General features: G+C 59.8%; 24 protein-coding genes. 19 read left to right on the top strand and 5 right to left on the bottom strand.

The window, feature by feature from the left end:
- From GKC28_RS19340 to GKC28_RS19370, 7 genes are all read left to right on the top strand, one after another.
- Positions 1 to 349: transposase (locus GKC28_RS19340; RefSeq protein WP_174148640.1), on the top strand; the 349-nt coding region annotated here is incomplete at its 5' end.
- A 242-nt stretch (positions 350 to 591) separates the two neighbouring features.
- Complete coding sequence (locus tag GKC28_RS19345) at positions 592 to 2,523, top strand: acetoacetate--CoA ligase (protein ID WP_174148641.1); 1,932 nt, start codon at positions 592 to 594, stop codon at positions 2,521 to 2,523.
- On the top strand, positions 2,513 to 3,340 hold the full coding sequence (locus GKC28_RS19350) for a universal stress protein (RefSeq protein ID WP_174148642.1): 828 nt from the start codon (positions 2,513 to 2,515) through the stop codon (positions 3,338 to 3,340). Before GKC28_RS19345 ends, GKC28_RS19350 begins: the two co-directional genes overlap by 11 nt.
- Positions 3,341 to 3,358: 18 nt before the next feature.
- Complete coding sequence (locus GKC28_RS19355) at positions 3,359 to 4,312, top strand: tripartite tricarboxylate transporter substrate binding protein (protein WP_174148643.1); 954 nt, start codon at positions 3,359 to 3,361, stop codon at positions 4,310 to 4,312.
- A 65-nt stretch (positions 4,313 to 4,377) separates the two neighbouring features.
- Positions 4,378 to 4,797, top strand: a complete 420-nt coding sequence (locus GKC28_RS19360; protein WP_174148644.1) for a tripartite tricarboxylate transporter TctB family protein — start codon at positions 4,378 to 4,380, stop codon at positions 4,795 to 4,797.
- A gap of 11 nt (positions 4,798 to 4,808) precedes the next feature.
- On the top strand, positions 4,809 to 6,347 hold the full coding sequence (locus tag GKC28_RS19365; protein WP_174148645.1) for a tripartite tricarboxylate transporter permease: 1,539 nt from the start codon (positions 4,809 to 4,811) through the stop codon (positions 6,345 to 6,347).
- A 386-nt stretch (positions 6,348 to 6,733) separates the two neighbouring features.
- Positions 6,734 to 7,678: a helix-turn-helix domain-containing protein gene (locus GKC28_RS19370; protein ID WP_368041149.1), complete on the top strand. Its 945-nt coding sequence runs from the start codon at positions 6,734 to 6,736 to the stop codon at positions 7,676 to 7,678.
- On the opposite strand, the gene GKC28_RS19375 is transcribed toward GKC28_RS19370, so the two are convergent.
- Positions 7,644 to 8,666 (bottom strand): alpha/beta fold hydrolase, encoded by a 1,023-nt coding sequence (locus GKC28_RS19375; RefSeq protein WP_174148646.1) that lies wholly within the window; start codon positions 8,664 to 8,666, stop codon positions 7,644 to 7,646. The genes GKC28_RS19370 and GKC28_RS19375 overlap by 35 nt on opposite strands.
- 251 nt (positions 8,667 to 8,917) lie before the next feature.
- Between GKC28_RS19375 and GKC28_RS19380 the strand changes: the two genes are divergently transcribed.
- Positions 8,918 to 9,304 (top strand): nuclear transport factor 2 family protein, encoded by a 387-nt coding sequence (locus GKC28_RS19380; protein WP_174148647.1) that lies wholly within the window; start codon positions 8,918 to 8,920, stop codon positions 9,302 to 9,304.
- Between the two features lie 146 nt (positions 9,305 to 9,450).
- Here the strand turns inward: GKC28_RS19380 and GKC28_RS19385 are convergent, their stop codons facing one another.
- The gene (locus GKC28_RS19385; RefSeq protein ID WP_174148648.1) at positions 9,451 to 10,356 is read right to left on the bottom strand and encodes a LysR family transcriptional regulator; all 906 of its coding nucleotides are present in this window, start codon (positions 10,354 to 10,356) and stop codon (positions 9,451 to 9,453) included.
- A gap of 84 nt (positions 10,357 to 10,440) precedes the next feature.
- On the opposite strand from GKC28_RS19385, the gene GKC28_RS19390 reads away from it, so the two are divergent.
- From GKC28_RS19390 to GKC28_RS19400, 3 genes are all read left to right on the top strand, one after another.
- The gene (locus tag GKC28_RS19390) at positions 10,441 to 11,622 is read left to right on the top strand and encodes a PLP-dependent aminotransferase family protein (protein ID WP_174148649.1); all 1,182 of its coding nucleotides are present in this window, start codon (positions 10,441 to 10,443) and stop codon (positions 11,620 to 11,622) included.
- 4 nt (positions 11,623 to 11,626) lie between these two features.
- Positions 11,627 to 12,523, top strand: coding sequence for an AEC family transporter (locus GKC28_RS19395; RefSeq protein ID WP_174148650.1), 897 nt, complete (start codon positions 11,627 to 11,629; stop codon positions 12,521 to 12,523).
- A gap of 254 nt (positions 12,524 to 12,777) precedes the next feature.
- A complete protein-coding gene (locus GKC28_RS19400; RefSeq protein WP_174148684.1) occupies positions 12,778 to 13,305 on the top strand; it encodes an NADPH-dependent FMN reductase in 528 nt (175 codons plus the stop codon).
- A 197-nt stretch (positions 13,306 to 13,502) separates the two neighbouring features.
- On the opposite strand, the gene GKC28_RS19405 is transcribed toward GKC28_RS19400, so the two are convergent.
- Together GKC28_RS19405 and GKC28_RS19410 are read right to left on the bottom strand one after the other, a co-directional pair.
- Positions 13,503 to 14,012 carry a hypothetical protein gene (locus tag GKC28_RS19405; RefSeq protein WP_174148651.1) on the bottom strand — a complete coding sequence of 170 codons (510 nt, stop codon included), beginning with the start codon at positions 14,010 to 14,012 and terminating at the stop codon, positions 13,503 to 13,505.
- Positions 13,987 to 14,838, bottom strand: coding sequence for a carbon-nitrogen hydrolase family protein (locus GKC28_RS19410; RefSeq protein WP_174148652.1), 852 nt, complete (start codon positions 14,836 to 14,838; stop codon positions 13,987 to 13,989). The genes GKC28_RS19405 and GKC28_RS19410 overlap by 26 nt, the downstream gene beginning before the upstream one ends.
- Before the next feature lie 267 nt (positions 14,839 to 15,105).
- Here GKC28_RS19410 and GKC28_RS19415 point away from each other — a divergent pair, with 267 nt between their 5' ends.
- On the top strand, positions 15,106 to 15,612 hold the full coding sequence (locus GKC28_RS19415) for a VOC family protein (protein WP_254604317.1): 507 nt from the start codon (positions 15,106 to 15,108) through the stop codon (positions 15,610 to 15,612).
- Positions 15,613 to 15,663: 51 nt separating this feature from the next.
- Positions 15,664 to 16,038 carry a hypothetical protein gene (locus GKC28_RS19420; RefSeq protein WP_254604318.1) on the top strand — a complete coding sequence of 125 codons (375 nt, stop codon included), beginning with the start codon at positions 15,664 to 15,666 and terminating at the stop codon, positions 16,036 to 16,038.
- Between the two features lie 38 nt (positions 16,039 to 16,076).
- On the opposite strand, the gene GKC28_RS19425 is transcribed toward GKC28_RS19420, so the two are convergent.
- Positions 16,077 to 16,538 (bottom strand): Lrp/AsnC family transcriptional regulator, encoded by a 462-nt coding sequence (locus tag GKC28_RS19425; RefSeq protein WP_174148653.1) that lies wholly within the window; start codon positions 16,536 to 16,538, stop codon positions 16,077 to 16,079.
- A gap of 130 nt (positions 16,539 to 16,668) precedes the next feature.
- Between GKC28_RS19425 and putA the strand changes: the two genes are divergently transcribed.
- From putA to dctP, 6 genes are all read left to right on the top strand, one after another.
- Positions 16,669 to 20,145, top strand: coding sequence for a bifunctional proline dehydrogenase/L-glutamate gamma-semialdehyde dehydrogenase PutA (gene putA, locus GKC28_RS19430; protein WP_174148654.1), 3,477 nt, complete (start codon positions 16,669 to 16,671; stop codon positions 20,143 to 20,145).
- Between the two features lie 102 nt (positions 20,146 to 20,247).
- Positions 20,248 to 22,983 (top strand): aminotransferase class I/II-fold pyridoxal phosphate-dependent enzyme, encoded by a 2,736-nt coding sequence (locus tag GKC28_RS19435; protein WP_174148655.1) that lies wholly within the window; start codon positions 20,248 to 20,250, stop codon positions 22,981 to 22,983.
- A gap of 12 nt (positions 22,984 to 22,995) precedes the next feature.
- Positions 22,996 to 24,456, top strand: coding sequence for a biotin carboxylase (locus GKC28_RS19440; RefSeq protein WP_174148656.1), 1,461 nt, complete (start codon positions 22,996 to 22,998; stop codon positions 24,454 to 24,456).
- Between the two features lie 35 nt (positions 24,457 to 24,491).
- Entirely contained in the window at positions 24,492 to 25,457 is a 966-nt protein-coding gene (locus GKC28_RS19445; RefSeq protein ID WP_174148657.1) for a C45 family autoproteolytic acyltransferase/hydolase, read from the top strand.
- Between the two features lie 54 nt (positions 25,458 to 25,511).
- Complete coding sequence (locus GKC28_RS19450; protein WP_174148658.1) at positions 25,512 to 25,790, top strand: hypothetical protein; 279 nt, start codon at positions 25,512 to 25,514, stop codon at positions 25,788 to 25,790.
- Positions 25,791 to 25,834: 44 nt separating this feature from the next.
- Positions 25,835 to 26,839 carry a TRAP transporter substrate-binding protein DctP gene (dctP, locus tag GKC28_RS19455; RefSeq protein WP_174148659.1) on the top strand — a complete coding sequence of 335 codons (1,005 nt, stop codon included), beginning with the start codon at positions 25,835 to 25,837 and terminating at the stop codon, positions 26,837 to 26,839.
- Positions 26,840 to 26,841 lie beyond the last annotated feature (2 nt).

Here is a 26,841-nt window from a genome sequence, read left to right on the forward strand (position 1 = left end):
GCGCCGCCGGATCTCCTCAAAGTCACGTCTCGGAGAGAAGCTGGCCTACATCCACCGTCAGTGGGACGGGCTGCAGACCTTCCTCCACGACGGCCGCGTCGAGATCGACTCCAATGCCGTTGAAAACCTGATCCGCCCTATCGCATTGACGAGAAAGAACGCGCTCTTCGCTGGCCATGACGAAGGCGGCCGCGCTTGGGGCCGTATCGCTTCGCTCATCGCCACGGCAAAGATCAACGGCGTCGAGCCCTTCGCCTACCTCAAGGCCACCCTCGAAGCCATCGCTTCAGGACACCCCGCTAACCAGCTCGATGAACTCCTCCCCTGGAACTTCCAGCCGTCAAGCTGATCCTGGGTGAGGTGGAGACGCCGCTTACAAACATGGCGTAGTCTGGCGAACTGCGGGCCAACATATCGGCCTTTGTCGTCAATTTGACAGGACATACGCAAAAGCGCGTGTGACCTAGCCTTTTCCTTGCAGGCTCCTGAGAATGGAAGGTTTGGGCAAATGGTACCGAGGAAAGGACTTGTCACCCACAGCGGTTGCGTTGTTGCAAGCCTGGTGCGGCATCCTGGCGGGAAGGCAAAGCCATGAACACTTGCCTTTGGACACCGAGTGCCGAGCGGGTCTCGGCGAGCTTGCTAAACAGATTCATGCGTGAATACGGGCCTTTCGAGGGCTACGATGCGCTTTGGGAATGGTCGGTCACGGATCGCGCCGCTTTCTGGTCGACGGTCTGGGATTTCTGCGGCGTGACCGGGCTGAAGGGCAACAGCGCCCTCAGCCCCGGCGAGCACATGATCGATGATCGCTTCTTTCCCGAAGCGCGGCTGAACTATGCCGAAAATCTCTTGCGCGCTGATCTGCCCGGCCCGGTGCTGATCGGCATTGGCGAGGACGGCACGCGTAGCGAGATGAGCTGGGCCGAACTGCGGGCCGAAGTATCCCGCCTGCAACAGGCGCTACGCGCGGCGGGTGTGGGCAAGGGCGACCGGGTGGCGGGCGTGATGCCCAACATCCCAGAGACGATCCTGGCGATGCTGGCCGCGACGAGCCTCGGGGCGGTCTGGTCGAGCTGTTCGCCCGACTTCGGAACGCAAACCCTGATCGACCGGCTGGGTCAGATCCGGCCCAAGGTCATCTTCACGGTTCCGGCCTATCACTATAACGGCAAGACCCACCGTTGCATGGACAAGCTGCGCGATCTTGCTGGCAAGCTGGACGATTGCAGCCATCTGGTCTGCGTGCCCTATGCTGGCGAGAGTGGCGAGGGGCCGGGGGTGGTGACACTTGCGGAGTTCTGCGCTCCTCATGCGGCGGGGGAGCCGGTTTTCGAGCCGATGGGCTTTGACGATCCCCTGTTCATCCTGTTCTCATCCGGCACCACCGGCCTGCCGAAATGCATCATCCACCGGACGGGTGGGGCGCTCTTGCAGCATCTGAAAGAGCATCAGTTGCAGGGCGATATCCGCCCCGGCGACCGGCTGTTCTACTACACCACCTGCGGCTGGATGATGTGGAACTGGCAGGTCAGCGCGCTGGCCTCTGGGGCGACTCTGGTGCTGTTCGACGGCTCGCCGTTCTACCCCAGCCCGTCGCGGCTGGCGGATCTCTGTGTGGCCGAACGGGTGACCCATTTCGGTATTTCGGCGAAATACATCGAATCTTGCATGGCCGCCGGGTTTCAACCGAAGGACAGCCATGACCTCACGGCGCTGCGGGTGCTGTTTTCGACCGGCTCGCCGCTGTCCGAGAGCGGGTTCGCCTATGTCTACGAGCGTTGGAAATCCGATCTGTGCCTGTCCTCGATCGCCGGGGGCACGGATATCCTCGGCTGTTTCGTCGGTGGTTCGCCGATTTCGCCGGTCTATGCCGGGCAGTCGCAGAAGCGGCAGCTGGGCATGGCGGTCGATGTGGTGGACGAGGCCGGAACCCCATTGCGCGGCAGCCCCGGCGAGTTGATTTCGCGGCTGTCGCACCCGTCCATGCCACTGGGTTTTCTCAACGATACCGACCGGGCGCGCTATCGCAATTCGTATTTCGAGACCTATCCGGGGCTGTGGCACCAGGGTGATCTGGTGGAGCTGATGCCGGAGGGCGGGATGGAGTTCTTCGGCCGCTCCGACGCGACGCTCAACCCGGGCGGCGTGCGCATCGGCACTGCCGAGCTGTACCGTCAGGTCGAGCGCGTGGCCGAGGTCGCCGATTGCGTCGCGGTGGGCCAGCGCTGGAACAACGACGAACGTATCATCCTGTTCGTGCAATTGCAGCGGGGCGTTGCGTTGACGGAAGCCCTAGTCAAGCGGATCCGCGACGAGATCCGCGCCAATACCTCACCGCGCCACGTGCCGGCCAAGGTCATCCAAGTGGCGGCTATTCCCTATACCCGCACGGGCAAGATCGCCGAACTGGCCATCAAGAACCTGATCAACGGGCGTGATGTGACCAATGGATCCGCCCTGCGAAACCCAGAATCCCTACAATATTTCAGTAACTTGCCGGAGATTTCCCATGGCAATTAAGAACATCCTGATTGCTTATAACGGTGGAGAGGCCTCGGATTCGGCCCTGCATCTGGCGTTACAGATGGCGGCGAAATACGACGCGCATCTTACTGGCATCGTTGCGCATGGGGCCTCCAGCGTTACCCGCAACATTCCCAAATGGCTGAGCAACGCCATGCGTGAGTCGATCACCGAGATCACCGCACGCCGGACTGAGGAACTGGCCCAAAAGTTCAGGGATCAGGCGCGGGACAGGATCGCCGAAGAAAGGTTGCATTGGATCGACGTGAGAGAGGACCCCGACCGTGCGGTCTCTGACTATTCGCGGCTCTTCGACATCACGGTACTGGGCCAATATGAGAACTTGATCTCTGCGGATGAACTGGTGCTGCACCCGGACCGCATCGCCTATGAGAGCGGGCGCCCAATCCTGGTCGCGCCAAAAAACTTCCGAGTGCCCGAAATCAATGAAAAGGCGATTGTCGCCTGGGACGGGCGACGCACCGCCGCTCGCGCTTTCTTTGACGCGATGCAGATCCTGGAGACCAAGCGCGAAGTCGAGATCGTCACAGTCGGCAAGCCCGAACGTTCGCCGGTCCCCAAGCCCATAGACCTAGTCACCATTCTGGCCCGGCACAATGTCGAGGCCCGGCATCATTTCATCCCGTTATCAGGATCGATCGCCGACTCGATCCTGAAATTCAGCGACGAGATGGACGCCGGCCTGTTGGTGATGGGCGCTTATGAGCACTCGAAACTGTCGGAAGACCTGTTCGGCGGTGTCACCGCATCGGTGCTGCGCAAGACCAAATTGCCACTGTTTCTATCACACTGAACCCAACGGAGGAGAGATATGAAGATCATCAACACCCTTAAAGCGGCGGTCTGTGCCGCGGCGGTTGCGCTACCCGGCGCGGCGCTGGCCGACTGGCAGCCGGATGGCCCGATTACCTTGCAAGTCGGCTTTGGTGCCGGCGGCAGCACCGATACGCTGGCCCGCGCTGTGGCCGCGGAAATGGAAGAAAACACCGGCTGGGACGTGGTCGTTGAAAACAAGCCAGGCGGCGGCGGTATCGCCATGTTCTCGCAACTGGTCAATGCGCGGCCCGACGGGCTGACCATGGGTATGGGTGTGACCATCCCGACGCTGATCAACCTTGCCGAGCGCGGCGAGACGTTGCCGTTCAAGGCTGACAGCTTCGACTATCTGGCAACCGTCGCCGTGGCCCCGCTGGCCGTGGTGGCGCCGGCAGATGCGCCCTATGACAATATCGCCGAGTTGATCGCCTACTCCAAGGAAAACGGCGGCGCACTGGTCGGTTTCGACGGCGGCGAGATGCGGCTGATGATGCAGGCGATCAACAATACCGAGGGGGCCGGGTTCGAACTGGTCAACTACCAGAGCGGCGCCGAGATCATCCAGGGGCTGCTGGGTGGCCAGTTGCAGGCGGGCTGGGGGGCGGGTGCGCATATTCAGTACATCGAATCCGACGACCTGAAGATGCTGGCGGTCGCAACGCAGACCCGTCAAGCCTACGCACCGGACACCACCTCTTTCATCGAGCAGGGGTTCCCCTATTCCGCCGAGCCCTATTTCTACATCGCTGCGCCCAAGGGGCTGGATCCCGAAGCGCGCGACGCACTGGCCTCGGCGTTGGATGCGGCGATCACCTCCGATGCCCTGACCGAGCTGGTCGGCAATGTCATGCAGACCACGCCGACCAATCTGGGGGCCGACGGCACCGAAGCCAAATTGGTGAACGGCCTGTCCGAGATCACCTCGCTGATCGAGGCGGCGGGCAACTAAGCGGCGATCCGCAACAAGATTGACCGGGCCGTCTGTCGGCCCGGTCGCCAAGGAGGGAGGGGAAGATGACTTTTGAACGTATCGTGACCGGCGGAATTCTGGCCTTTGGCCTGACATTCCTGTTTCTGGTCATGCCGCAGCAGGTGGAAACTGTTTCATACGGACGTGTCGTTCCGTCCACGCTTCCCGGCGCCCTTCTCTGGATCATTACCATCGCGGCGGCGGTGCAAATGGTCACGTTGAAGGACGATGCCGATTTCAACACGGTGGTTGTCATCCGCGCGGTGGGTTTGCTGGCGCTGATGGTGGCCGCGGTCTGGTCCATGGACCGGCTCTACTTCGAATATGTCGCCCCGGTCCTGGCGCTGATCCTCATGCTCTTCATGGGGGAGCGGCGCTGGTACTGGCTGTTGCTCGGTGGTGTTGCCATCCCCCTGGGGATCTGGCTGCTGGTCGAGCGTATTCTTGACCGAACACTGGCCTGACGGAGGCGATCATGGTTGATCTCGCGACAATATTGGCCGGTCTGGGCGACGCTTTCACCCTGAGCAATATCCTGTTTGTCCTGGCCGGAGTGGTCCTGGGACAATTCGTTGGCGCGATGCCCGGCAGCAGCCAGGAAATGACCATTGCCATCGCCATTCCCTTTACCCTGGTCTTTACCCCCTTGTCGGCCATCGGATTTCTGATCGGCGTCAACAAGGGCGGGCTGGTCGGCGGGGCGATCCCCGCCATCCTGATCAACATGCCCGGCACGCCGGATGCCAGCGCGACGGCGCTGGACGGCTATCCGATGACGCAAAAGGGCAAGCCGATCAAAGCGCTGAAAATGGCGCTCTACTCGTCGGTGACGGGTGACACGTTCAGCGATCTGGTTCTGATCACCGTGGCCGCGCCGCTGGCGGTGGTCGCGCTCAAGATGGGGCCCGTCGAAATTTTCGCGCTGATCATCATGGCCTTTGCGCTGATCTCCGGCCTGATCGGTGGCTCGGTGACCAAGGGTATTATCGCAACCGTCTTCGGTCTGCTGATCTCGACGGTCGGCCTCGACCCCGAGCATTCCACGCCCCGCTTCCTGTTCGGCTTCCCGGATCTTTACAGCGGTTTCCCGATTTCCTCTGTGGCCATCGGATCGCTGGCGGTTTCGGTGATCATCGCGCGGCTGGCAAACATGTCGGGCGGGATGCGGCCGGCCCTGCATATTCCGCGCGACCAGACAGCCGATCAGAAACGCGTCAGCCTTGCCGAATATCTGGCCTGCCGCTTTGTGCTGTTGCGCGGCGCGCTGATCGGCGTCGGCATCGGCATCGTGCCGGGGATCGGGTCCACCGCCGCCGCCTTCATGAGCTATGCCTCGACCAAACAGGCGGCCAAGGATCCCGAGAGCTTCGGCAAGGGCGATATACGCGGCATCGCGGCAACGGAATCGGCGAATTCGGCTGTGGGTGGCGCCAGCCTGATCCCGCTCTTGACGCTGGGCATTCCCGGCAGCGTCTCGGCGGCGCTGCTGATCGGTGCCTTCCTGATCCACGGGTTGCAGCCCGGCCCGCTCCTCTTCGAACAGCAGGGGCGGCTGGTCTATGGCCTCTTCGGAGCCATGATCATCGCCAATGCCTGCAACCTTGTCTTTGGTCTGGTCGGGCTGCGCCTGTGGTCCCGGCTGATCACCGCGCCGGAATCCATCGTCTTCGCCAGCGGGCTCGTGCTGTGCATCGTCGGGGTCTATCTGTCCACCGGCGGGATTTTCGGGGTCTATGTGATGTTGATCTTCGCCGCGCTTGGCATGGCGATGAACGCGCTCAACTATCCGGTTGTGATCTTTGTCATCGCCTATTTCCTCGGGCCCAGGTTCGAATTGTCACTGGGACAGACGGCGACGATCCTGCGGGGAGACGTGACGAATCTGACAAATCACCCGGTGGCCATCGTCCTGCTGCTGATGTCGGCCTTCTCGGTCTTCTGGCTCGGCATCCGGCCAGCGCTCAAGGCCAACAAGCGAAAAGTCTCAGCAAACTCGTCGGACCCGTTGGACTAGGGCGTAGACCCATAAACCACTGATATTTCGCGGGAACGCCGCCGGTGGTGGTTGGTTTATGGGTCTACGCCCTAGCGGTGATCAAACCGATCAACGAAATCCGAGCTGACGGGCGAATGGGACAAGGGCGCGCCCGCTCCGAAAAGGACGCTCGCGACCACGCAGGGGGCAAGAATAGTGGGCCGCCAGAGTTCAGGTGAAATCCGGTGCCGGTTGGGGCATTCCCCTTCGCGCAGATTGAGGTATTAGTGGCCCGCATGATCTCGGTGCCGCTGCCCTTCATTGTCGCGCTTGTACTCGCCTTTTTGCTTTGTCTCATCATGACACAGAGGGAAAACGGCCAAAGACCTGCCATAGTCTTCCTGAGTGCTTGCATCTTGCTGCTTGTGGTTGTCGGTCTGCGGTGGAGCTACGAGGCGCCAGTCTTCCGCTTCCTGCAACCGGTGATCGCGGCGCTTTTGCCACCTGCCGCGTGGCTGTGCTTTTCGGGCCTGAGCGGGCCGGTGAAGGGTTCGGCCTGGCCGCATTTCGTGCCAACAGGAATAGTTCTTGTGCTCTCGGCGCTGTGGCCTTGGGTGCAGCCGCCGGTCGATGCTTTGTTGGCCGCGCTGTTCCTCGGGTACGGCGCAATGCTGAGGCAGCGTGGTCTCGCAGGAGCAGACAATCTCACCGGAGCCCGGCTGAGCGAAGCCCGGCAATCCGGCCGTGCAGCCGCCTTTGCGGGCGGGTTGCTTTTGTTTTCCGGGGCAGTGGATCTGGCCATCGCCCTGGACTTCGGACTGGGCGATGGCGACCACGTCCGGGAGATCGTCAGCGCGGCCAATCTTCTGGTCTTGCCGCCCCTTGCTTGGACGGTGATCGTGATGGCGCGCGGCCTACCGCGTCCCGAAGCGGCACCTGTGGCTGGGAATGCCGAGGAGACTGAACGGCGAGACCTCCCGGCACCCGCGGACAGCCAAGTCATGGCAGAGGTAAACCGGATCCTCGCCGAGCTCAGGCTTTACCGGGATCCCGACCTGACACTGGACCGGCTTTCGCGCCGTTTGGGCATTCCCGCCCGGCAGGTCTCCGGGGCGATCAACCGCAAGCTGGGCCAGAATGTTTCGCAAGCCATTAATGAATGGCGCATCCGCGACGCAATGGAACTGCTGGCGGAAACGGACCATCCGGTGACGGCGATAATGTTCGACTGTGGATTCCAGACGAAGTCGAACTTCAACCGCGAATTCCGGCGCGTTGCCGGCACTTCACCCAGCGGCTGGCGCCGCCAGGCAAGGTCCGGCACGATTGCTCCGGTCAGCGCGGCAGAAGCGTTTCCTCCAGAAAGCTGATGACTGCCGCGGAGATCTCCGCATGAATCTCTGCGCGGCCACGGTCGCCGCCGTCGTGGCAGATAATTCCCTCTCCCGGCGCCTGTGCCTCGATCAATGTTTCTCCCCCGGGCTTGCATTGCTGCATGAAACTGAAGTGCATTGCATCCGGGATTGTCGCCTTGCGGGTGCTTCCGGCGGGCAAATGTTCGCTCAGCCAACCGGATTCCAGTTCAGCTGACATATCCCCAACATCAATGCCCGCGCCCAGTATAAGGGCCGGAACAGGCAGCACAGCCAGGCTTTCGGGCGTAAAGCCCCGCGCCAGACCAAGGTCCAGTGAGACAAAGCTTCTCACACGCGGGTCACGAAAATCCCGGGTGAGGGCTGGATCGGCAAGCCCGAGTTCCCTGGACAGCGAACAGGCCCGGAGACTGGGGTTGACCTCGCAATCCCATGTGAACTGCGCCGGGTCGAACCGGCCGCCCGCAACCGCGGTTACAGTCCAGCCTCCCAGCGAATGGCCAATGGCAGCGATACGGTCGGGATCGATTTCGCCAGCCAGCACCGGATCTGCCAGAACGGCGTCGATGGTGCGGCTCAGATCGCGCGGCCGCTCCCAAAGCATTGCGGCGCGAACCGGATCCCGGTCGAAAGTTGTCGTTCCGGGATGATCCGGGGCGGCGACTGCATAGCCCTCCCTCACAAGCTCGCCGGCCAGCCAGTTCAGGTTCCGCCAATTGCCGCCGAACCCGTGCGACAACACGATGAGTGGATGCGGGCCTGGCTTCGGCGTTGCTCCGGGAATGGCATCAATGCCGATGAACGCCGGATTTTCCCCGACCTGCTCGGATGCGGCTCTGTCCTCGGTCGGGTACCAGAGTGCGACATGCAGCGGACGCGCACCCTCACTATCGATACCAACCTGCCGAAAACCGGTCGCTTCGGCATGTGCGGAAACGGTCACGCAAATCAAGCAAACCGCGGCAGCGGTAAAAGTTCTGAGCATTGCAAAGGTCCTTCTGTGCAGTGAACGCTCGCTTCATCTGCCGGAATGACGGCTTGCGAGACCTGAATCGCGATCGAGGACCTGAGACTTCAGTGAAAATGCGGGCAGCAACCACATTGATCTTTGATGGGCTTCCTTGAATGCATCACGATTGCGAATGCACCCGCCCAAATCTCTTCATTTGGCAGAGAGGGCATCAGCCCCTAAACCATAAGCCGGAACGAAATTCAGAATTGGAAAGCGGTCATCACATGGAAAACCACGCAGAGCTCTTTGAGGCGTTGCAGAGATATTTTGACGGTTTGTTTTTCTGCGACAAGTCCAAGCTGGACGCCGTGTTTCACCCTGCGGCGAGTCTCTTTGACGCTGAGAAAGGTGTGATTTTCGCCGAGCCGGTTGCGAGTTTCAATGCAGACGTGGGCGGCAATGCGGCCAACTCGCCCCATGCCCTGGGCCAGGAGCCGGATGCGGAGATCCTGATGGTGGACTACCTGTCGCCGGTCAGCGCGGTCGCCAAGATCCGCTTTCGCGCGCGCAAGAACGTGTATCAGGATCACCTGTCGCTGCTGAAAGGCGAAGACGGATGGCAGATCGTGGCCAAGGTCTGGTGCCTGGAGAAAGTGGTGGACCAGATCTGAGGGGCGTTCAGTCCAGACGCCTTGCCATTTTCGCTCCTTCGTTCTAGCACACTGCCGGATCAGGAGCGGAAAATCCACTTGGCACACCTGTGCAGTTTTCTTTGGCCACCTCTGAGGGACAGCCCCAGGAAAGTCGGGCGACACAGTCAGATGTCGCCAAACGATTTGCTATGTGATCTGGCCAAAGCCGTCTTCCAGAATAACTCCGCCGCGTGCGAAGCAAATGAGCCTTGTCGGCGTGCCAGACAGATTACCCTGGGTTGCTCGGGTATGAGCGGGATGACGGAAACACCGGCGTGGGTTTCGGGAACTGCCATTTCGGCGATCACTGAAACCCCCATTCCGGCCCGGACCATTGCAAGAATCGATGTAATTTGCTGAATGCCGTGACGCACATTCGGTGCGTGCCCGGTACGGGCGAACCAGGCGCGCACCAGCGGCTCGCTGCCCCCTTTGGTCATGATGAAATCGTGGCCGGCGAGCGTTTCAGCATCCACTGTCGTGCATTTCGCTAGGGGCTCCCCCTGCTTGACCAGTGCAACGAGTCGGTCGCGTGCGAGCGGGATCATATCCAGATCGGGCGCTTCGTCCTCGATTGCAATGGCGAAATCGACCAACCCTTCGCGCAGGGCTTCGAGGCTCATCAAGTCGGCACTTTCCGAGATCTCCACCTGTAGCATCGAACGGCTCCGGGTTACGGCCGCAACCAGTCCGGGCAGAATATGCGTCGAGGCCGAGGCACCAAAAGAGGCGATGCGCACCAGCCCGCGTCCCTGAACGCGGCATTCGTCAAGAGCAATACGGGTGGATCGCGCCATCGCCTCTTGCCGCTGTGCGTAATCGGCAAGGATGCGCCCCTCAGCGCTCAGGCTTAGCGGGCGCCGGTCGCGCCGCACCAGAGCCAGACCGCTTTGTGCCTCGGCGCGAGCGATCGCCTTGCTGGCAGCAGGCTGGCTGATTCCGCACGCACGCGCTGCCTCGGTCAGGTTGCCAGTCCGACCAATGTGCAACAGGAGCCGGAGCGTTGATGAGGGAAGATCGACGAGAGCCATAAGATAACCGAAGGATATTTTATCATACCTAGTAATTCTCTTATGGCATGTCGAAGCACAACAAAATAGTTAGAAGAGGGCCCCGTGCAGACTGACGTATTCTCTCCCGAACTCTCATCGTTGGTGCTGGCAGTTCCGGATAATCCGCTACGTGCGCTTTATCCGTACAATACTCGCCCCGGCATGCTCAACCTCGCCAGCGGCCATCCCTCGCGCGATGCTTACGATGTCGAGGGGCTGACCGAGGCCAGCCACCGGGCGACCCTGGACGCCACCGCCTGGAGCTATGGGCCGAGCGCGGGCGACCCAGAACTCATCGCCGCACTGGTGGCGCTGACCCCGCCGCGCCCGCAAGGTCATCGGCTGATCGTGACCTCAGGCGCACAGCAGGTTGTCGATCTTGCGCTGCGCAGCCTTGCCCGCCCCGGCAGCACCGTTTTGCTCCCCGAGCCGGTCTATCCAGCGATTCTGGCGATCTGCGCGGCGGCGGGGCTGCGGGTCTCGGGCTATCGGGTGACGGCGGAAGATCCCGATCTGACCGATCTGGGTCGGCTGCTCGGGCAGGTAGGAGTGTCCGCACTCTACGCCCAGCCGACCTTCTCCAACCCTGGGGGTGAGACCTGGAGCCTGCCGATGCGAAAGCGCCTTCTGGAGCTTTGTGCCGCGTATCGCGTGTCGGTGGTCGAGGACGACCCCTATCGCTTCCTTTCCTTTGCGGGAGCGCCGCCCGCCGCGCTGGTGGAACTATCGGCCGAGGTGGCTGGCAGCGTGGTCATCTGGGCGGGGAGCCTTTCGAAAATTCTGGCGCCGGGGCTGCGGCTTGGCTGGGCAGCCGTACCGCAGGCCATTGCGCAACCGATGACCGATCTGCGACAGGCTGGTGATCTGCAGCCGAATTCCTTGGCGCAACGGGTGGCGCTACGCTACCTCGAACTTGACCGGCTGGACGCTCATCTAAGCCGGGTGCGCAAACTCTACGCGGCGCGGCGAGACCGTCTGGCTGCGGCGCTCGCGCGCGCCGACTTCACCCTTGAGCCTGCGGCCGGCGGGATGTTCCTATTCCCGGCCCTACCCGAGGACGCCAGGGCCGAGGGCTTGTTCGAGCGCGCCCTGGATCAAGACGTGCTCTACGCGCCCGGTCCCGCTTTCGCTCTGGAACGTGGTGATCATCGGTTAGGCAATCGGCTACGCCTGTGTTTTGCCGGGCTCGACGCCGAGACCTTGGGCACGGCCGCAAGACGGCTGGTGGCCGCGCTGAAGGAGTAAGCTGATGCCTCCGGTCTTTCTTGCCCTGCTGCCCGACTTTTTGCTCCTGATCACGGGTGGGCTTTTGCGTCGCACCTTGCCCGCACCCGGACGGCAGGGGATCGACAAGCTCAATTTCTGCCTGCTGTTTCCTGCACTCATCTTTGTGAGCGCGCTCAGAAGCCCGCCCTCGACGGTGGACCTCACCGTAATGGGCCTGGGGGTCTGGGCGGGCATGGTGTTTGCCTGTGCTCTCGCTTGGGGTTTGCGTGGGTTGGGGCCTTCGAACCTCCTCGATTTCGCGGGAATGTGGCAGACGGTCTGGCGGTTCAACACGGCGATTGCGATAGTTGCAGCGCAGGCACTGCCTGCCGAATATCGCGGCCTGATGTCAATCGCCATCGGCCTCGCTGTGCCGGTTGCGAACATAATGGCGATTTCAGCGCTATCGCGCGGCCATGAGGTGAGTTGGAAGAAGACGTTGCATCAGGTTATGACCAATCCCTTCCTGATCGCCAGCGTTGTGGGTGTCACACTTTCTGTGCTGAAAATCCACCTGCCTGATACGGTGATGACGGCACTAACCAAGCTGGCTCAAGCTGCCGTCCCTGTCGCGCTGCTCTCCATCGGCGCCTCGGTCAACTGGCACGCGTTGGCACAGATGGATCGGTTTGAAGTCGCACTGAACGCCATCAAGCTCATCGTCCTGCCAGGCGCGACGTTCTTGGGCGCAACCCTTCTGGGGGTTGGGCCAGGGCCGCGCATGGTGCTGACGATCTTTGCCGCGCTGCCGACCGCATCGGCGGCGCATGTGCTGGCCTCGGTCTACGGCGCAGACCGCGAAAGGGTGGCCACGCTTATCGCCCAGTCAACACTACTCAGCTGCATAACCTTGCCTTGCTGGCTCATGATGCTCGTATGACGTATACAAAGCCATGTCTCCTTTGAGCGGTAGCGATCGGGCCCACTGCAAGCGGCCACGTGGTTCTCCAGTCTGCTGACAAAAATGCTGCAAGATCAACTTGCAGCGAAGCCAATACAGCGGTCGTTCTCCCAATTCAGACATATGATATCTATGTCCACCTAAGCCGCCCTTCGCGGCACGATACAGGAACAACGTCTATGCAGGGCAGTGGGGTCGTTGAAGCGTTATTCTGCAGAGTTTATACGGAACTTATGGAATTTCTTGCGATCTCAGGTAGCGCCAGAACGCTCTCAACGAATACGGCGATGCTGCATTCCGTGTCGGACATCGTGCGTCGGGAGCACACGATATCCGTGTTCGACCGGATTGGCGATTTGCCGGTCTTCTCACCCGATCTGGAGACAGGCCCGTTGCCTGAACCCGTTCGAACCTTCATTGATCAGATCCGGCGAAGCGACGGGTTGATCATTTCAAGCCCCGAATATGTAAGGACAATCCCGGGCGGCCTTAAGAACGCGATAGATTGGCTGGTTTCGGGTGATGAGATCATCAACAAGCCGATCGCCCTGATGCACGGCTCCCACCGTGGCGACGATATGCTTGAGCAGCTCCGCGTTGTCCTGTCCACGGTCAGTACGCGTTTTTCGAGCGAGTTATTCCTGCGCTTTGAACTCATGAAGAAAACTCCCGCCGCGATAGACGAACAACTGGCCCTGTCCGAGAACCGCCAGGAAATCGTCGACTTCCTGCGGCGGTTCGCAGCGTTCTGTAGGCAATAAGGCTCGATCTAGTCGTTCGCGGCGCGGCGTGTAAAGGTTCGTTCACGGTCCAAGCGCGGGCGGCAGACCCTCCATCCCCAACAAGCTGGAAAAACCGCTGTCGAAAATTGAATATGAGGGCGTTGAGTTTCACCTATCGTTGTTTGGTCACGCGATGGGGGCCAGACCCTTAAGTGGTTTTGGCCGTTCTACGAGTTTCATGATAATCTCCCCACCCACAACTTGCGCGCTGAAAGCGGATCCATCCCGGTCCGGTCGTGCAACAGTCCTATGATTCCTTGAGGTGCATTAAGCGCAAACAGGATCGCGACCGCGCCGATACCCGCCAGATACCACGCCCCGAAATCGCCGAAGAGTTCCTGCAATGCGAACAACAGAACCGCGCCCATAACCGGGCCAAGGATGATGCCGCCGATCACCACCACCTCGAATGCGAAGAGCAACTGTGCCGGGCCCGAATAGGGCGTATCCTGCCCCTGCATGGCCAGGAAAACCCCGGCCAGTGCGGCAAGCGTCACCGCAATCGCTGCCGCCGCGCGGAGCGCCTGGCGGGCGTCGACGCCGCATATCTCGGCGGCTTCGGGATCCGATGCCGTGGCCCGGATCGCGTGTCGGTTGGAACACCCGGTCGCGATGCGAACGGGTGTCCGGCAGATACAGGGATCAAGCTGGCGCAGCAGCTCACCGTTCGCGTCTGGCCTTTTCAAGCGGGCCCAGCGTCTCAAGGTAATCCGAGTGATACCCTTCCTGATAGATCGGGAACTTGACGCTGGAGTCACGGAAGCTTTTAAGCGGTTGCCCCATATTCAGAACCCCGCGCTGACGCTGGCGGCGTACCAGTTCGAAATCCACCTCGATCGGGATCATCTCTTCCTGCACGCAGCCGGCGTGCAGGCAATAGCCGGCCGGATCGAACACCTGGCTGTAACCATTGCCGCCAGCCAGCAGACCATTGATGTGGAATACATACATCTGGAACATCGCAGCCGAGGCGCGGGCACAGGCGATATCCGATCCGCGGTCGATGAAGCTGGCATTGACCGGATTGATCAGAACCTCGGCCCCCATCGAGGCCAGGGTGCGCGTCACTTCCGGGAACCAGACATCGTAGCAGATCGACAGGCCGAAGCGGCCCACATTCGGCACGTCAAAGACGCAGAAGTCCTCGCCCGGGGTTACACCTTCTTCGTAAGGCGTAAAGGGGAACATCTTGCGATAGCGGGTCACGACCTCGCCCTGTGGGTTGATCACCGGCGCGGTGTTGTAGGTCTTGCCATCGCGGCTTTCAAAATAGGTGCCGGGTTGCAGCCAGATATCGTAGTGTTTGGCCATCTCGCAGAATGCCTGTTCGAACTCACCACCCGCCGGTTGCGTGGCGTGCAAGACAGGTCCATGCGCCGCCAATTCGCTGAACAGCACCATCTCAACCCATGGATACATATGCATGAGCAACGCCAGCCGCTTGCGCATCTCTGGAAGGTTGTTGTGGGTCGTGATGTGCATCTGGATGCCGGCAATCGCGAATTTGCTCATACCCTGACTCCTGTCGGTTGGTTGGGGCTTGGTTCGGTGCAATGCGTAACACCGCCTGCGTTTGATTGATGAGGGAACGTCGGAATGCCGTGATGATGGCGGACTTCAAGCATGAACATTCGTGCCCTCTCTGGGGGTTTGGCCAACATTATGCTTCATGGTGTTGCCAGTTCAAGCAAAATCAACTACAGAATGCCCCATAGTGTAGTCGAGGCGTCACGCATTCCACGTTTGTATATGCGTCCGCCTGAGATGGAGAACGATGCAATGAAGAAGAAACCTGCAATCCGCCCGCGCGGGTTCCGGACCTGCACGACGTCGCTGGCCGTAGTGGATGTTCCCGCGGCACTGGCCTTTTACAACGCGGCGTTCGATGCGGAGATCTGCGCCAGGGATGCTGACGAAGATACGCGTTTTGCCTCGATCAAGATCGGCAATTCGATGATGTTCGTCACCCAGGGGTGGCAGGTGTCGGGCCATGTCCCAACGCAGGCAGGGGCCGCGGCGCCGGTCGCTCAGCACATGTATGTGGCCGATGCCGATACCGTTGTTGCGGTTGCCGTCAAAGCCGGTGCGCGTCTGGTTTCCGATCTGCAGGATACCTATTGGGGTGAACGCAGCGCCACGCTGCATGACCCATTCGGCCATATCTGGACAATTGCGACCCGGCTTGAACAGCTGAGCGCGGAAGAGCTAGAACAGCGTCGCGCCGCGCATCAGGGGCTGGTTCCGGCCGAAGCGGGCGATGAATTGGAAACCGAAGCCGCCGACTGATAGGCTGACGATGAACTGTGTTTGCTGCGAATCCTGCGAGGGAGTGGTGATTTGACCGACGACGCGTCGACTGTTGAAGAAACGCCTCTCCCGACCTTTACAATCCGGCAAAACGAATTGCTGAATCTGGCGACGGAAAACCGGCTGGGCGACTACCCTGTTGCAGTACGTACCCCGCGCGAGATCATCAGCGGCGGATTTGCGGATCAAACCAAGCATCCGAACACCTGGACCGTCTATTTTCTGGTGGATGGGCAATGGGCGCTTGTGCTGTCCGCCCGGGGACTGCGCCGCGAATGGTCCAGTCTGGATCGCATCGAAAAATGGCTGCGCAGCTTTGGATTCCGGTTTTTCTGGGTGCGTAACGATATCGATGAGATCGAAGGCAGCGGCGATGGGCCGATGCGCGGTCCTTCGCTTAAATAGCGAAGGGAAAGCGGCTCAAAGCAGCGTCCGGATGCCGATCAGCTGATTTCGTCTTTCACCGATTGCATCGACACATGCGTCGAGGTGCTGGCGACATAGGGAAGCCCGGACACGGACTCTGCCAATACCTTCCGGTAGCATAGAATGTCAGGGGTTCGGATCTTGAGAAGATAGTCAAAATTACCGGCGATCATGTGGCATTGTTCGACCTCGGGGATTTCCAATACCGCGCTGTTGAAAGCCAGCAGGGCGTCTTCGTTGGTGTTCGACATCTTGACCTCGACAAAGGCCACATGTTCCAGCCCCATCTTGGCCGGGTTCAGTCTGGCTTTGAAGCCTTGAATGAAGTCGTCTTTGATCAGGCGTTTTAGGCGGATCTGGCAGGGAGTCTTTGACAGTCCCACAATTTTCGCCAGTTCCGTCACCGTGATTCTGCCGTTTTTGCCGAGGACTTTCAGTATATTGCGGTCGATTTGGTCCAAATCGCTGGAGTTCTGCATCCCGGTAGCCTCTTCCGCCCATATTGCTTGGAATAAACGTAACAAATGCCTAGCGGTATAACAACAACAGGCAAAACGCCTAATGGCCATGTGGTAGCGTGGAGGGAACTTGAACACAGGGAGCCACCAAATGACCGCTTCGCAGGAAATCCGCACTCAGATCCGGGCCTATCACACGCGTGACGAAAAGCTGGTGATCGGTGAACTGATTGAAGGTGCCGGAATTACGGAAACGCAGCGCGAAAACATCAAGCGCGATGCGGTTGCCCTGATCAACGGTATTCGCAACGATGCCAAGCCTGGCCTGATGGATGTGTTCCTGGCCGAATATGGTCTATCAACGGACGAGGGCGTTGCGTTGATGTGCCTGGCCGAAGCGCTGCTGCGGGTACCCGATGCCGACACCATCGATGCGCTGATCGAAGACAAGATCGCGCCGTCGGAATGGGGCAAGCATCTGGGGCATTCCAGCTCTTCGCTGGTGAACGCATCCACCTGGGCGCTGATGCTGACCGGCAAGGTGCTGAACGACGATCAGCCGGGGATCGCAGGCGTTCTGCGCGGTGCGGTAAAGCGGTTGGGCGAGCCGGTGATCCGCACCGCAGTGGGCCGCGCCATGAAGGAAATGGGTGCACAGTTCGTTCTGGGGCAGACCATCGAAGAGGCATTGCAGCGCGGCAAGAAGAATGTCGGCAAAGGCTATACCTATTCCTACGATATGCTGGGCGAAGCGGCGCTGACCCAGGCCGATGCCGACACGTTCTTCGATGCCTATTCCGGCGCCATCCGCAAGCTGGCCGGTCAGTGCACCTCGGAAGACATTCGCGAAAACCCCGGCATCTCGATCAAGCTGTCGGCGCTGCATCCGCGCTATGAGGTCGGCCAGAAGGCCCGCGTGATGGAAGAGCTGGTGCCGCGCACGCTGGAACTGGCACAAGCGGCCAAGGCGGCCGGCATGGGGCTGAACATCGACGCGGAAGAGGCCGACCGGCTGGATATCTCGCTCGATGTGATCGAGGCAGTGCTGCGCGATCCGTCGCTGCGCGGCTGGGATGGTTTCGGCGTGGTGGTACAGGCCTATGGTCGCCGCGCCAGCCATGTGCTGGACTGGCTGTATGCCCTGGCGACCGAGCTGGACCGCAAGATCATGGTACGGCTGGTGAAGGGCGCCTATTGGGATACCGAGATCAAGCGCGCCCAGGTCGAAGGGCTGGAAGGCTTCCCGCTGTTCACTCAGAAAGTGGCCACCGATATCTCCTATATCGCCAATGCAAAGAAGCTGTTGGGTTACACCGACCGCATCTATCCGCAATTCGCGACCCACAACGCCCAGACCGTCGCCGCCGTTCTGGAACTGGCCGACGATCCGTCGAAGTATGAGTTCCAGCGCTTGCACGGGATGGGCGAGGCGCTGCACAAGATCACTCGGAACAACAACGGCACCCGTTGCCGGATCTATGCGCCAGTCGGGGCACATCGCGATCTGCTGGCCTATCTGGTGCGCCGCCTGCTGGAAAATGGCGCCAATTCATCCTTCGTGAACCAGATCGTCGATGAAACCGTCCCGGCCGAGGTGGTCGCGGCCGATCCCTTCAATGTCTATGATCCGGATGCCAGCAATACCGCAGTGTTGCGTCCGATCGATCTTTACGGCGAGGAGCGGGACAATTCCCGAGGCTGGGATCTGCACTCTGTCGACGATCTGGCAGATCTCGAAAAGGCCCGGACGCCGTTCCAGGCTATCCAGTGGAATGTTGGGCCTGCAACCGTGGCGGCTGCAGAAGGTGGCGAAGCCGAAACCGTCCGCAACCCCGCTGACCCGACCGATCAGGTAGGCGAAGTAACCCTGGCTTCGGCCGAGGATGTCGAAGCTGCGCTGGAAAACGCAGCCCCCTGGACGGCCTCGCCAGAAGAGCGCAGAAAAGTGCTGTTCCGCGCTGCCGATCTTTATGAAGAGCATTATGGCGAGATCTTTGCCGCATTGACCCGAGAGGCTGGCAAGACGCCGATGGATGCGATTGCCGAGCTGCGCGAAGCGGTGGACTTCCTGCGCTACTACGGCGCCCGCGGCACCGAGCTGGACCAGCCGGCACGCGGGATCTTCACCTGTATCAGCCCGTGGAACTTCCCGCTGGCGATCTTCACCGGCCAGATAGCGGCGGCACTGGCCGCTGGCAATGGTGTGCTGGCCAAACCGGCGGAATCCACCGCGATCAATGCGGCGATCGCCGTGCGTCTGATGCACAAGGCAGGCGTGCCCGCTGAAGCGTTGCAACTGTTGCCGGGCCATGGCGCGGTGGTAGGCGCCGCGCTGACTTCGGATGCGCGCATTGCCGGGGTGTGCTTCACCGGCTCGACCGCCACCGCACAGCGGATCAACCGCACGATGGCGGCGCAGATCGATCCAACCGCGCCACTGATTGCCGAAACCGGCGGTCTGAACGCAATGATCGTCGATTCGACCGCGTTGCCCGAGCAGGCGATCAAGGACATCATCGCCTCGGCCTTCCAATCGGCCGGTCAGCGCTGTTCGGCGCTGCGCTGTCTCTATGTTCAGGAAGATGTCGCCGAGACTTTCCTGGAAATGCTCTTTGGCGCGATGGATGAACAGGTGGTTGGCAATCCCTGGGATCTGTCCACCGATATCGGTCCGGTGATCAACGAAAAGGCGCGCAGCGGCATTCAGGATTACATCGACGCCGCCCGCGCCGAAGGCCGGATCATGAAGGAACAGACCATCCCGAACCAGGGCACCTTCGTCGCCCCGACCGTGATCCGGGTGAACGGGATCGAGGATATGGAGCGCGAAATCTTCGGTCCGGTGCTGCATTTCGCGACCTTCAAATCCCGCGATCTGGACAAGGTGGTCGACACCATCAATGCTTCGCGCTTCGGCCTGACATTCGGCATGCATTCGCGCATCGATGACCGGATCCAGCAGGTGACCGAGCGGCTGAACGTGGGCAACATGTATATCAACCGCAACCAGATCGGCGCGATCGTGGGATCGCAGCCCTTTGGTGGTGAAGGGCTTTCGGGCACAGGCCCCAAGGCCGGTGGCCCGGCCTATGTCAAACGGTTCACCAAACCGGCGATCGAGACATGTGAAGCGGCAGACGGCGCACCGCTCTCGGCATCGGATGTGACGGATCTTCTGAAGCAGGTACCAGCGGCCGAGCGCGTCGAGATCGAGACAACGATTCTGCCTGGACCGACCGGTGAATCCAACATGCTGTCGACCTTTGGGCGAGGGGTGATCCTGTGCTTGGGGCCAACCGCCGAACTGGCGAAACGTCAAGCGCAAATTGCCGAAGCGAATGGTTGTCGCGCGGTGCAGATCGCGCCGGGGGCCGAGGGAGAGCATGCCCTGAATGGCAGCCTGGATCTTCGTGATCTGGCCAATCTGGAAGGGTATCACGGTGTCGCCTATTGGGGATCTGAAGACGCGCTGCGCGAAGCGCGCATTGCGCTGGCGGGTCGTGAGGGACGTTTGATCCCGCTGCTGGCGGAACTCGATCTTGCCGAGCGTTGTCTGTTGGAACGGCACATCTGCATTGACACCACTGCTGCTGGCGGCAACGCCTCGTTGCTGGCCGAAGCAAGCTGACACGGAAATTGTAAATAGTTTTTGCAATGAAAGAACCAGCATGCCGGCCGTTTCTTTCATTGCAGACGCGAATGACCGAAAGTTAGATTTAAAGGGCCCGAGATGCTGAATGAGAATAAATACTACTCGGCCATACAGCTGAGGTCAGATCACTGGAACGCGCTGCGCGAAGACTTACGGCGCCTGGTAAATGCTGGACAAAGCCGCGACACTTCCAAGGATCGGGCAGCGGTGATTGCGCTGTTCGACTCGCTGTCACTTACGGAAACCTTCTGGGCCTTTCCCGGGGTTCAGGCCTTCGATCACATTCGGCGGCAATTCGAACACGGTAATTATACCGATGCCGCCTTTTCGGTCGAACGCGTCACCCGCGCACTGACCTCGGGGGCTTATCGCCGCCGCCACATTCCTCTCGACCGGGAAGTGTCGGATATCGAGGATTACGAAGACGAGGCGATGCAGTCGGTCGAGGCACGCGCACTGGCCAAGCCCTATTTCGAGGTGATGATCGTCGATGACTTGAACGAGCATCAGGAGCGTTGGCTGAAGTCGAACTTTCAGCGCATGCAGCGCCCCGAGGACCCGTTTCACTATCAACCCGTCATCGTACCCAGTTTTGAAGACGCGCTGATCGGCGTTCTGTTCAATTACAACATTCAGGCCATCGTAGTGCGTCCTGGGCTGCGGCTGCGCTCGAAGGTCGAGTCGCCGGTCTTGACCCGTTATCTGGAGCTGGTCGGAGGTGCCGACTATCTGAACACGCTGCAAAACGACGCCTACGGCCCCGAGCTTTGCCGCCTGATCGCCGAGGTCCGCCCCGAGTTGGATGCCTACTTGGTGACCGACCGATCCGTCGAGGAGATCGCGGGATTCGACCTGGGGATCTGCCGGCGGGTATTCTACAATCAGGAAGACTTTGTCGAACTGCACCTGAACATCATCCGGGGGGTGCAATCGCGCTACAAGACGCCGTTCTTTACCGCGCTCAAGGATTTTTCGGCACAACCCACCGGCGTGTTCCATGCGATGCCGATCAGCCGTGGCAAGTCAATCTCGCGCAGTCACTGGATTCAGGACATGGGCGCCTTTTATGGTCCCAACATCTTCCTGGCGGAAACTTCGGCCACGTCGGGTGGTCTCGACAGTCTGCTGGAACCGCACGGGCCGATCAAGGAAGCGCAGGAACTGGCCAGCCGGGCCTTCGGATCGAAACAGACCTTCTTTGCCACCAACGGGACCTCGACCTGCAACAAGATCGTGGTGCAGGCGCTGGTGCGCCCCGGTGATATCGTGCTGGTCGACCGCGATTGCCATAAATCACACCATTACGGCATGGTGCTGGCCGGTGCGCAGGTCTGCTATCTCGATAGCTATCCGATCAATGAATACTCAATGTATGGCGCGGTCCCGCTGCATGAGATCAAGCATCAACTGCTGGAGTTGAAAGCGGCGGGCAAGCTGGACAAGGTGCGCATGCTGTTGCTGACCAACTGCACATTCGACGGCATTGTGTATAACGTCGAGCGGGTGATGGAAGAATGCCTGGCGATTAAGCCCGACCTGATCTTCCTGTGGGACGAGGCCTGGTTTGCCTTTGCCCGGTTCAGTCCGACCTATCGTAAACGCACCGGCATGGCGGCGGCAAACACGCTGCGGCGCCGGTTGCGTTCGGAAAAATATGCCCAGGCCTATGCCGCGCAACAGGCCGAATTGGCCGATGCGGATAACGAAACGCTGCTGAACACCCGTTTGCTGCCACCGCCCGATGCGCGGGTGCGGGTTTATACCACGCAGTCGACGCACAAGACGCTGACTTCGCTGCGGCAGGGATCGATGATCCACGTCAACGATCAGGAATTCAAAGGCGAGGTGGAACAGGCCTTCCACGAAGCCTACATGACCCACACCTCGACTTCACCCAACTATCAGATCATCGCTTCGCTTGATGTCGGGCGTCGTCAGGTTGAGCTGGAGGGATATGAGTTCGTGCAGCGCCAACAAGAGGCGGCGATGTCGCTGCGCAAGGCGATCATGACCCATCCGCTGCTGCAGAAATATTTCAAGGTCCTCACTGCCGCCGACATGATCCCCGAGGCGCATCGTGAAAGCGGTTTCTCAAGCTACTATGACGCCGATACCGGCTGGTCCGGCGATCAGCACGATTCATGGGTGCAGGATGAATTCGCCTTGGATGCCACGCGTGTGACACTGGCGGTGGGCCATACCGGCTGGGAAGGGGACACGTTCAAGACCAAGATCCTGATGGATAAATACGGGATCCAGATCAACAAAACCTCACGCAATACCGTGCTGTTCATGACCAATATCGGCACAACGCGATCCTCGATCGCCTATCTGATCGAGGTGCTGGTCGAGATTGCAAAGGATCTGGACGACCTCTTGGACGACGCGTCGCGCATGGAACGGCTGGGTTTTGAGCGCCGGGTTGCCAACCTGATGGAAGATCTGCCGCCCTTGCCCGATTTCAGCCGGTTCCACGATGCGTTCCGCGCCGGTGCGGAAACCCCTGAAGGCGATATTCGCAGTGCTTTCTTTCTCGCCTATGACGACAACAATTGTGACTATCTGGAACTCGATGGCTCGATCAAGGCCGCGATGGAAAGCGGTCAGGACGTAGTCTCAGCCAGCTTCATCATTCCCTATCCGCCCGGGTTTCCGATCCTGGTTCCCGGGCAGGTGATCAGCGAGGAAATTCTCGCATTCATGCGCGCGCTCGACGTCAGCGAAATTCACGGCTATCGGCCGGAGCTGGGTCTGCGCGTTTTCACTCAAGAGGCCTTGGAGGCACAAACAAAAACAAACAGAAAATCGAACTGAGGGAGATATCTGATGCCCACGACTGTACTAAACAACATTTCGGAAATCCGGCGGCATTTTCATCGCAACGAAGAGCCGATATATTTTGTGTCCGCGACCAACTTCAATCTGTTGGGGCTGGATGAATGGAGCAAGAACTTCAAATACATCTGCTATATCGATTGCTATGATGGCCGGCACCCAAATACATTTATCCCCTCTGAAGCACCGCATGCCGAATTCCAGTCGATCGAAGAGATCAACAACTACCTCTTGCAGCATAAAGAGGTGATCGACCTGGTGAAGCGGCGTGGCGGCAAGCCGAAGTTCGTCTTCCTGATGTTCGACGAGGAAACCGAGCGCCTGGTGAAGGAGCTGGGCGGCGAGATCTGGTTCCCCAAGGCCAAGCTGCGGACCAAGATGGACGACAAGATCGAAACCGTCCGCATTGGCAACAAGGCCGGTGTACCTTCGGTGCCCAACACGCTGAGCAAGGTGGAAAGCTACGCGCATCTGGAAGAGATCTCGCAAGAGGCGGGGCTTGGAAATGACCTGGTGCTGCAGTCGGCCTTCGGCGACAGTGGCCACACAACCTTCTTCATCAAGTCCGAGGCCGACTTCCGCAAGCACGAGCACGAGATCGTCGATCAGGGCGAAATCAAGATCATGAAGCGGATCGACTGCCGTGGATCGGCAATCGAAGGCTGTGCGACCAAGGAAGGCACCATCGTCGGCCCGCTGATGACCGAATTGGTTGGTTTTAAAGAACTGACCCCCTATCGCGGTGGCTGGTGTGGTAACGAAATCTTCTCGACGGCCTTCCCGCCGAAGATCCGCCAGAAGGCCCGCGAGCTGACCTTCAAATTCGGCGAACAGCTGCGCAAGGAAGGCTATCGCGGTTATTTCGAACTGGATTTCCTGATCGACAAGAAAACCAACGACATCTGGCTAGGCGAGCTGAATCCGCGTATCACCGGCGCGTCGTCGATGACCAACCACGCGGCTTTCGCGCATGCGGATGCGCCGCTGTTCCTGTTCCACCTGCTTGAGTTCTCCAAGCGCAAGTTCAAGTTGGACGTGGACGAGCTGAACGGACGCTGGGCCGATCCCAAGATGATCGACAGCTGGTCACAGATGGTGATCAAGCATACCGAAGACAGCGTCGACATCGTGACCGAGATGCCCGAAACCGGGATCTACCACATGCTGGAAGACGGTCGCGTGGTTTATGACCGGTTCGACTATCACAGACGTGCGGTTGAAAGCGAAAACGAAGCGTTCTTCCTGCGCATCCTCAAGCCTGGCGATTACCGCTATGAAGGGGCCGATATCGGTATCCTGGTGACCCGCGGCCGTTCAATGACGCCGAATTTCCAGCTGAACGAACGCGGCAAGCGCTGGATTCACGGCATCAAGAACGCGGTCAGCGCCAAGCCGATCAGTTCGGCGGCCGCCGGTCCTGAATTCGCCGATCCTGCCTTCAAGATGCTGTGACGCTGGCGGAGGATGAGATCAGCATATCCACGCATATGACCTGGCGTTCCGTCGGGGAAGACGCGCCCGGCCCGAAATGGGCCGGGCTGTTTCAGGAATATTGGCCGGCCTATCATCAATGGTGGGTTCGTGACGGTATCGAGGCCCGGCCATCCTATCTGGAAGGGGTACGCGCGCTTGAAAAATACATGCCCGAGATCGTGCCGCTTTACGAAGAGCTGTGCGAATGGGCAGGCGGTTCGGATTCAGCGGCGCGGTTTCTGAGTTTCTATTGTCCGCCGCCCTATCTGACAGGCTGCTCACAAGCGATCTGGCCGGGCAAGGAACCGGTGTTGGTGCGCAACTACGACTACAGCCCGCAAGCCTTCGACAAGCTGATCCTCAAAACCAATTGGCAAGGGCGCGGTGTCATTGGCACCAGTGATGGCATGTTTGGACTGGTCGACGGTGTGAACGATGCCGGTTTGGCGGTGTCGTTGACCTTTGGTGGTCGTCGGGTGGTGGGCGATGGGTTCGGGGTACCGCTGATTATCCGCTATATCTTGCAGACTTGCGAAACTGCGAAGGAAGCGGGTGAAGCGCTCAAACGCGTTCCGTCGCATATGAGCTATAATGTCACCGTGCTGGATGCCAAACGCAATTACCTGACCGCGTTGATGGCTCCGGACCGTCCCACCGCGCTGACGCATTCGCCGGTCGCCACCAACCACCAGGAACGGGTCGAGTGGGAATCCCACGCCCGGTTCACGGCGACGGTTGAGCGCGAAAGATACCTGCTGCAGCGTCTGACACTGCATGTCGAACCAATCGAGAAATTCGTCCGCGCTTTCCTGCGGCCACCGCTTTATTCGACCGCGTTCAGTCGTGGCTTCGGCACGCTTTACACCGCTGTCTATCGTCCTAAGCGCCGGTCGATAAGCCTGTGCTGGCCGAATGTTCGTTGGGAACTGTCCCTGACCTCTTTCAAAGAAACGAGTTGTCGGATCGATCTTCCGCCATGAAGCGCCGAATATTGGGCCTTCGATGGCCGTCAGAGCCTGACGCGCGGCAACTGAATGCAAGCTGATCTGCAGCCCAAGAAAGCCGCAAAAAACCAACCGAAAATTCTGAAAAAAGCAGCTGGTGTTGCCATCCGGGGCGATCACCCAACGGAGACGTCATATTTGGGTAAATCACCCAGCCAATACCGGTATTTGGTCGTTCCGGCTATTGTTTGCGAAATCACCGAAATGGTATTCCTGTTTAACGAACTGCCAACACCGTCAGAACTGAAGGATCACCTGCTCGAACTCCAGCATGCGTTGGGGTCCGACCCATTTTTTGTACCTGCGTGATGTAGCGTTCATCGGAAACCACCAACCTCAAGGGAGAGTACCAAATGAAGTTTTCTTCGATCATCAAAGGCCTGCAGATCGGCGCCGTTGCATCGCTGCTGGCACTGCCGGCAAGCGCCGGCGACATGCGCCTGAAATTTGCCGGCGTGTTCCCGGTCGACCATCAGGGTTCCAAGATGATGGAACAGATCAAGACCGATATCGAGGCCGCTGATGTTGGCTTGCGGGTCTCGGTTTTCCCGGCCAACCAGCTGGGATCCGGCGAAGCGCTGCTGGAAGACGTCGCGCGTGGCAACATCGATTTCGCCGCTGCTTTCCTGTATGCAGATACCGACCAGCGGCTGGAATTCCTGTCGATGCCGTTCCTGGTCAACAACTGGGATGAAATGAACTCGGTCATCCGTGATCTGGATTCCGAATACAACGTCATCCTGAACGAAATCCTGGCCGATCACGGCGTTCGCGTGCTGGGCCAGAACCCCGAAGGCTTCGTGGGCATCGTTGCCACCGAAGAGCCCAAGAACTGGAACAACTTCGACGCCAAAGACATGAACATCCGTGTCTGGTCGTCGAATGTCGTGAAGTCGATGGTCGAAACCCTGGGCTTCCAGGCCACCACCATGTCCTGGGGTGACATCTTCCCGGCGATCCAGTCGGGCATCGTGGACGGCGCCATCTGCTGCACCAAGACCGCGACCTACTCGATCTTTGCGCAAAGCAACGTGGGGTCGCACTTCGTCCAGTACAACTCGATCCCGGAAAACACCACTTACTACGCATCGCAGAAAACCTGGGACGAGCTGAACGAAGAACAGCGCGCCGTGGTTCAGGCCGCGTTCACCAAAGCGTCGGACGATTTCTTTGCCTTTAACCGTGAAAGCGATGCGGCCTTCGAACAGAAGCTGGTCGAAAGCGGCTACACCATCCTGAAGCTGTCGCCGGAAGAGCAGCAGGCGATGGCCAACAAGGTGCGCACCGATATCTGGCCGCTACTGGAAGACAGCGTTGGCAAGGATCTGATCGATCGTCTGCTTGCCAGCTTGAACTAAGC

Origin of the sequence: Leisingera sp. ANG59 (assembly GCF_013317235.1) — a bacterium.
GTDB lineage: Bacteria > Pseudomonadota > Alphaproteobacteria > Rhodobacterales > Rhodobacteraceae > Leisingera.

What these genes read in the sequence shown, in the direction of transcription:
- GKC28_RS19345 (WP_174148641.1), top strand. Translation starts at nt 592, where the DNA reads ATGAACACTTGCCTTTGGACACCGAGTGCCGAGCGGGTCTCGGCGAGC.
- GKC28_RS19350 (WP_174148642.1), top strand. Translation starts at nt 2,513, where the DNA reads ATGGCAATTAAGAACATCCTGATTGCTTATAACGGTGGAGAGGCCTCG.
- GKC28_RS19355 (WP_174148643.1), top strand. Translation starts at nt 3,359, where the DNA reads ATGAAGATCATCAACACCCTTAAAGCGGCGGTCTGTGCCGCGGCGGTT.
- GKC28_RS19360 (WP_174148644.1), top strand. Translation starts at nt 4,378, where the DNA reads ATGACTTTTGAACGTATCGTGACCGGCGGAATTCTGGCCTTTGGCCTG.
- GKC28_RS19365 (WP_174148645.1), top strand. Translation starts at nt 4,809, where the DNA reads ATGGTTGATCTCGCGACAATATTGGCCGGTCTGGGCGACGCTTTCACC.
- GKC28_RS19375 (WP_174148646.1), bottom strand. Translation starts at nt 8,666, where the DNA reads ATGCTCAGAACTTTTACCGCTGCCGCGGTTTGCTTGATTTGCGTGACC.
- GKC28_RS19380 (WP_174148647.1), top strand. Translation starts at nt 8,918, where the DNA reads ATGGAAAACCACGCAGAGCTCTTTGAGGCGTTGCAGAGATATTTTGAC.
- GKC28_RS19385 (WP_174148648.1), bottom strand. Translation starts at nt 10,356, where the DNA reads ATGGCTCTCGTCGATCTTCCCTCATCAACGCTCCGGCTCCTGTTGCAC.
- GKC28_RS19395 (WP_174148650.1), top strand. Translation starts at nt 11,627, where the DNA reads ATGCCTCCGGTCTTTCTTGCCCTGCTGCCCGACTTTTTGCTCCTGATC.
- GKC28_RS19400 (WP_174148684.1), top strand. Translation starts at nt 12,778, where the DNA reads ATGGAATTTCTTGCGATCTCAGGTAGCGCCAGAACGCTCTCAACGAAT.
- GKC28_RS19410 (WP_174148652.1), bottom strand. Translation starts at nt 14,838, where the DNA reads ATGAGCAAATTCGCGATTGCCGGCATCCAGATGCACATCACGACCCAC.
- GKC28_RS19415 (WP_254604317.1), top strand. Translation starts at nt 15,106, where the DNA reads ATGAAGAAGAAACCTGCAATCCGCCCGCGCGGGTTCCGGACCTGCACG.
- GKC28_RS19425 (WP_174148653.1), bottom strand. Translation starts at nt 16,538, where the DNA reads ATGCAGAACTCCAGCGATTTGGACCAAATCGACCGCAATATACTGAAA.
- putA (WP_174148654.1), top strand. Translation starts at nt 16,669, where the DNA reads ATGACCGCTTCGCAGGAAATCCGCACTCAGATCCGGGCCTATCACACG.
- GKC28_RS19435 (WP_174148655.1), top strand. Translation starts at nt 20,248, where the DNA reads ATGCTGAATGAGAATAAATACTACTCGGCCATACAGCTGAGGTCAGAT.
- GKC28_RS19440 (WP_174148656.1), top strand. Translation starts at nt 22,996, where the DNA reads ATGCCCACGACTGTACTAAACAACATTTCGGAAATCCGGCGGCATTTT.
- GKC28_RS19445 (WP_174148657.1), top strand. Translation starts at nt 24,492, where the DNA reads ATGACCTGGCGTTCCGTCGGGGAAGACGCGCCCGGCCCGAAATGGGCC.
- GKC28_RS19450 (WP_174148658.1), top strand. Translation starts at nt 25,512, where the DNA reads ATGCAAGCTGATCTGCAGCCCAAGAAAGCCGCAAAAAACCAACCGAAA.
- dctP (WP_174148659.1), top strand. Translation starts at nt 25,835, where the DNA reads ATGAAGTTTTCTTCGATCATCAAAGGCCTGCAGATCGGCGCCGTTGCA.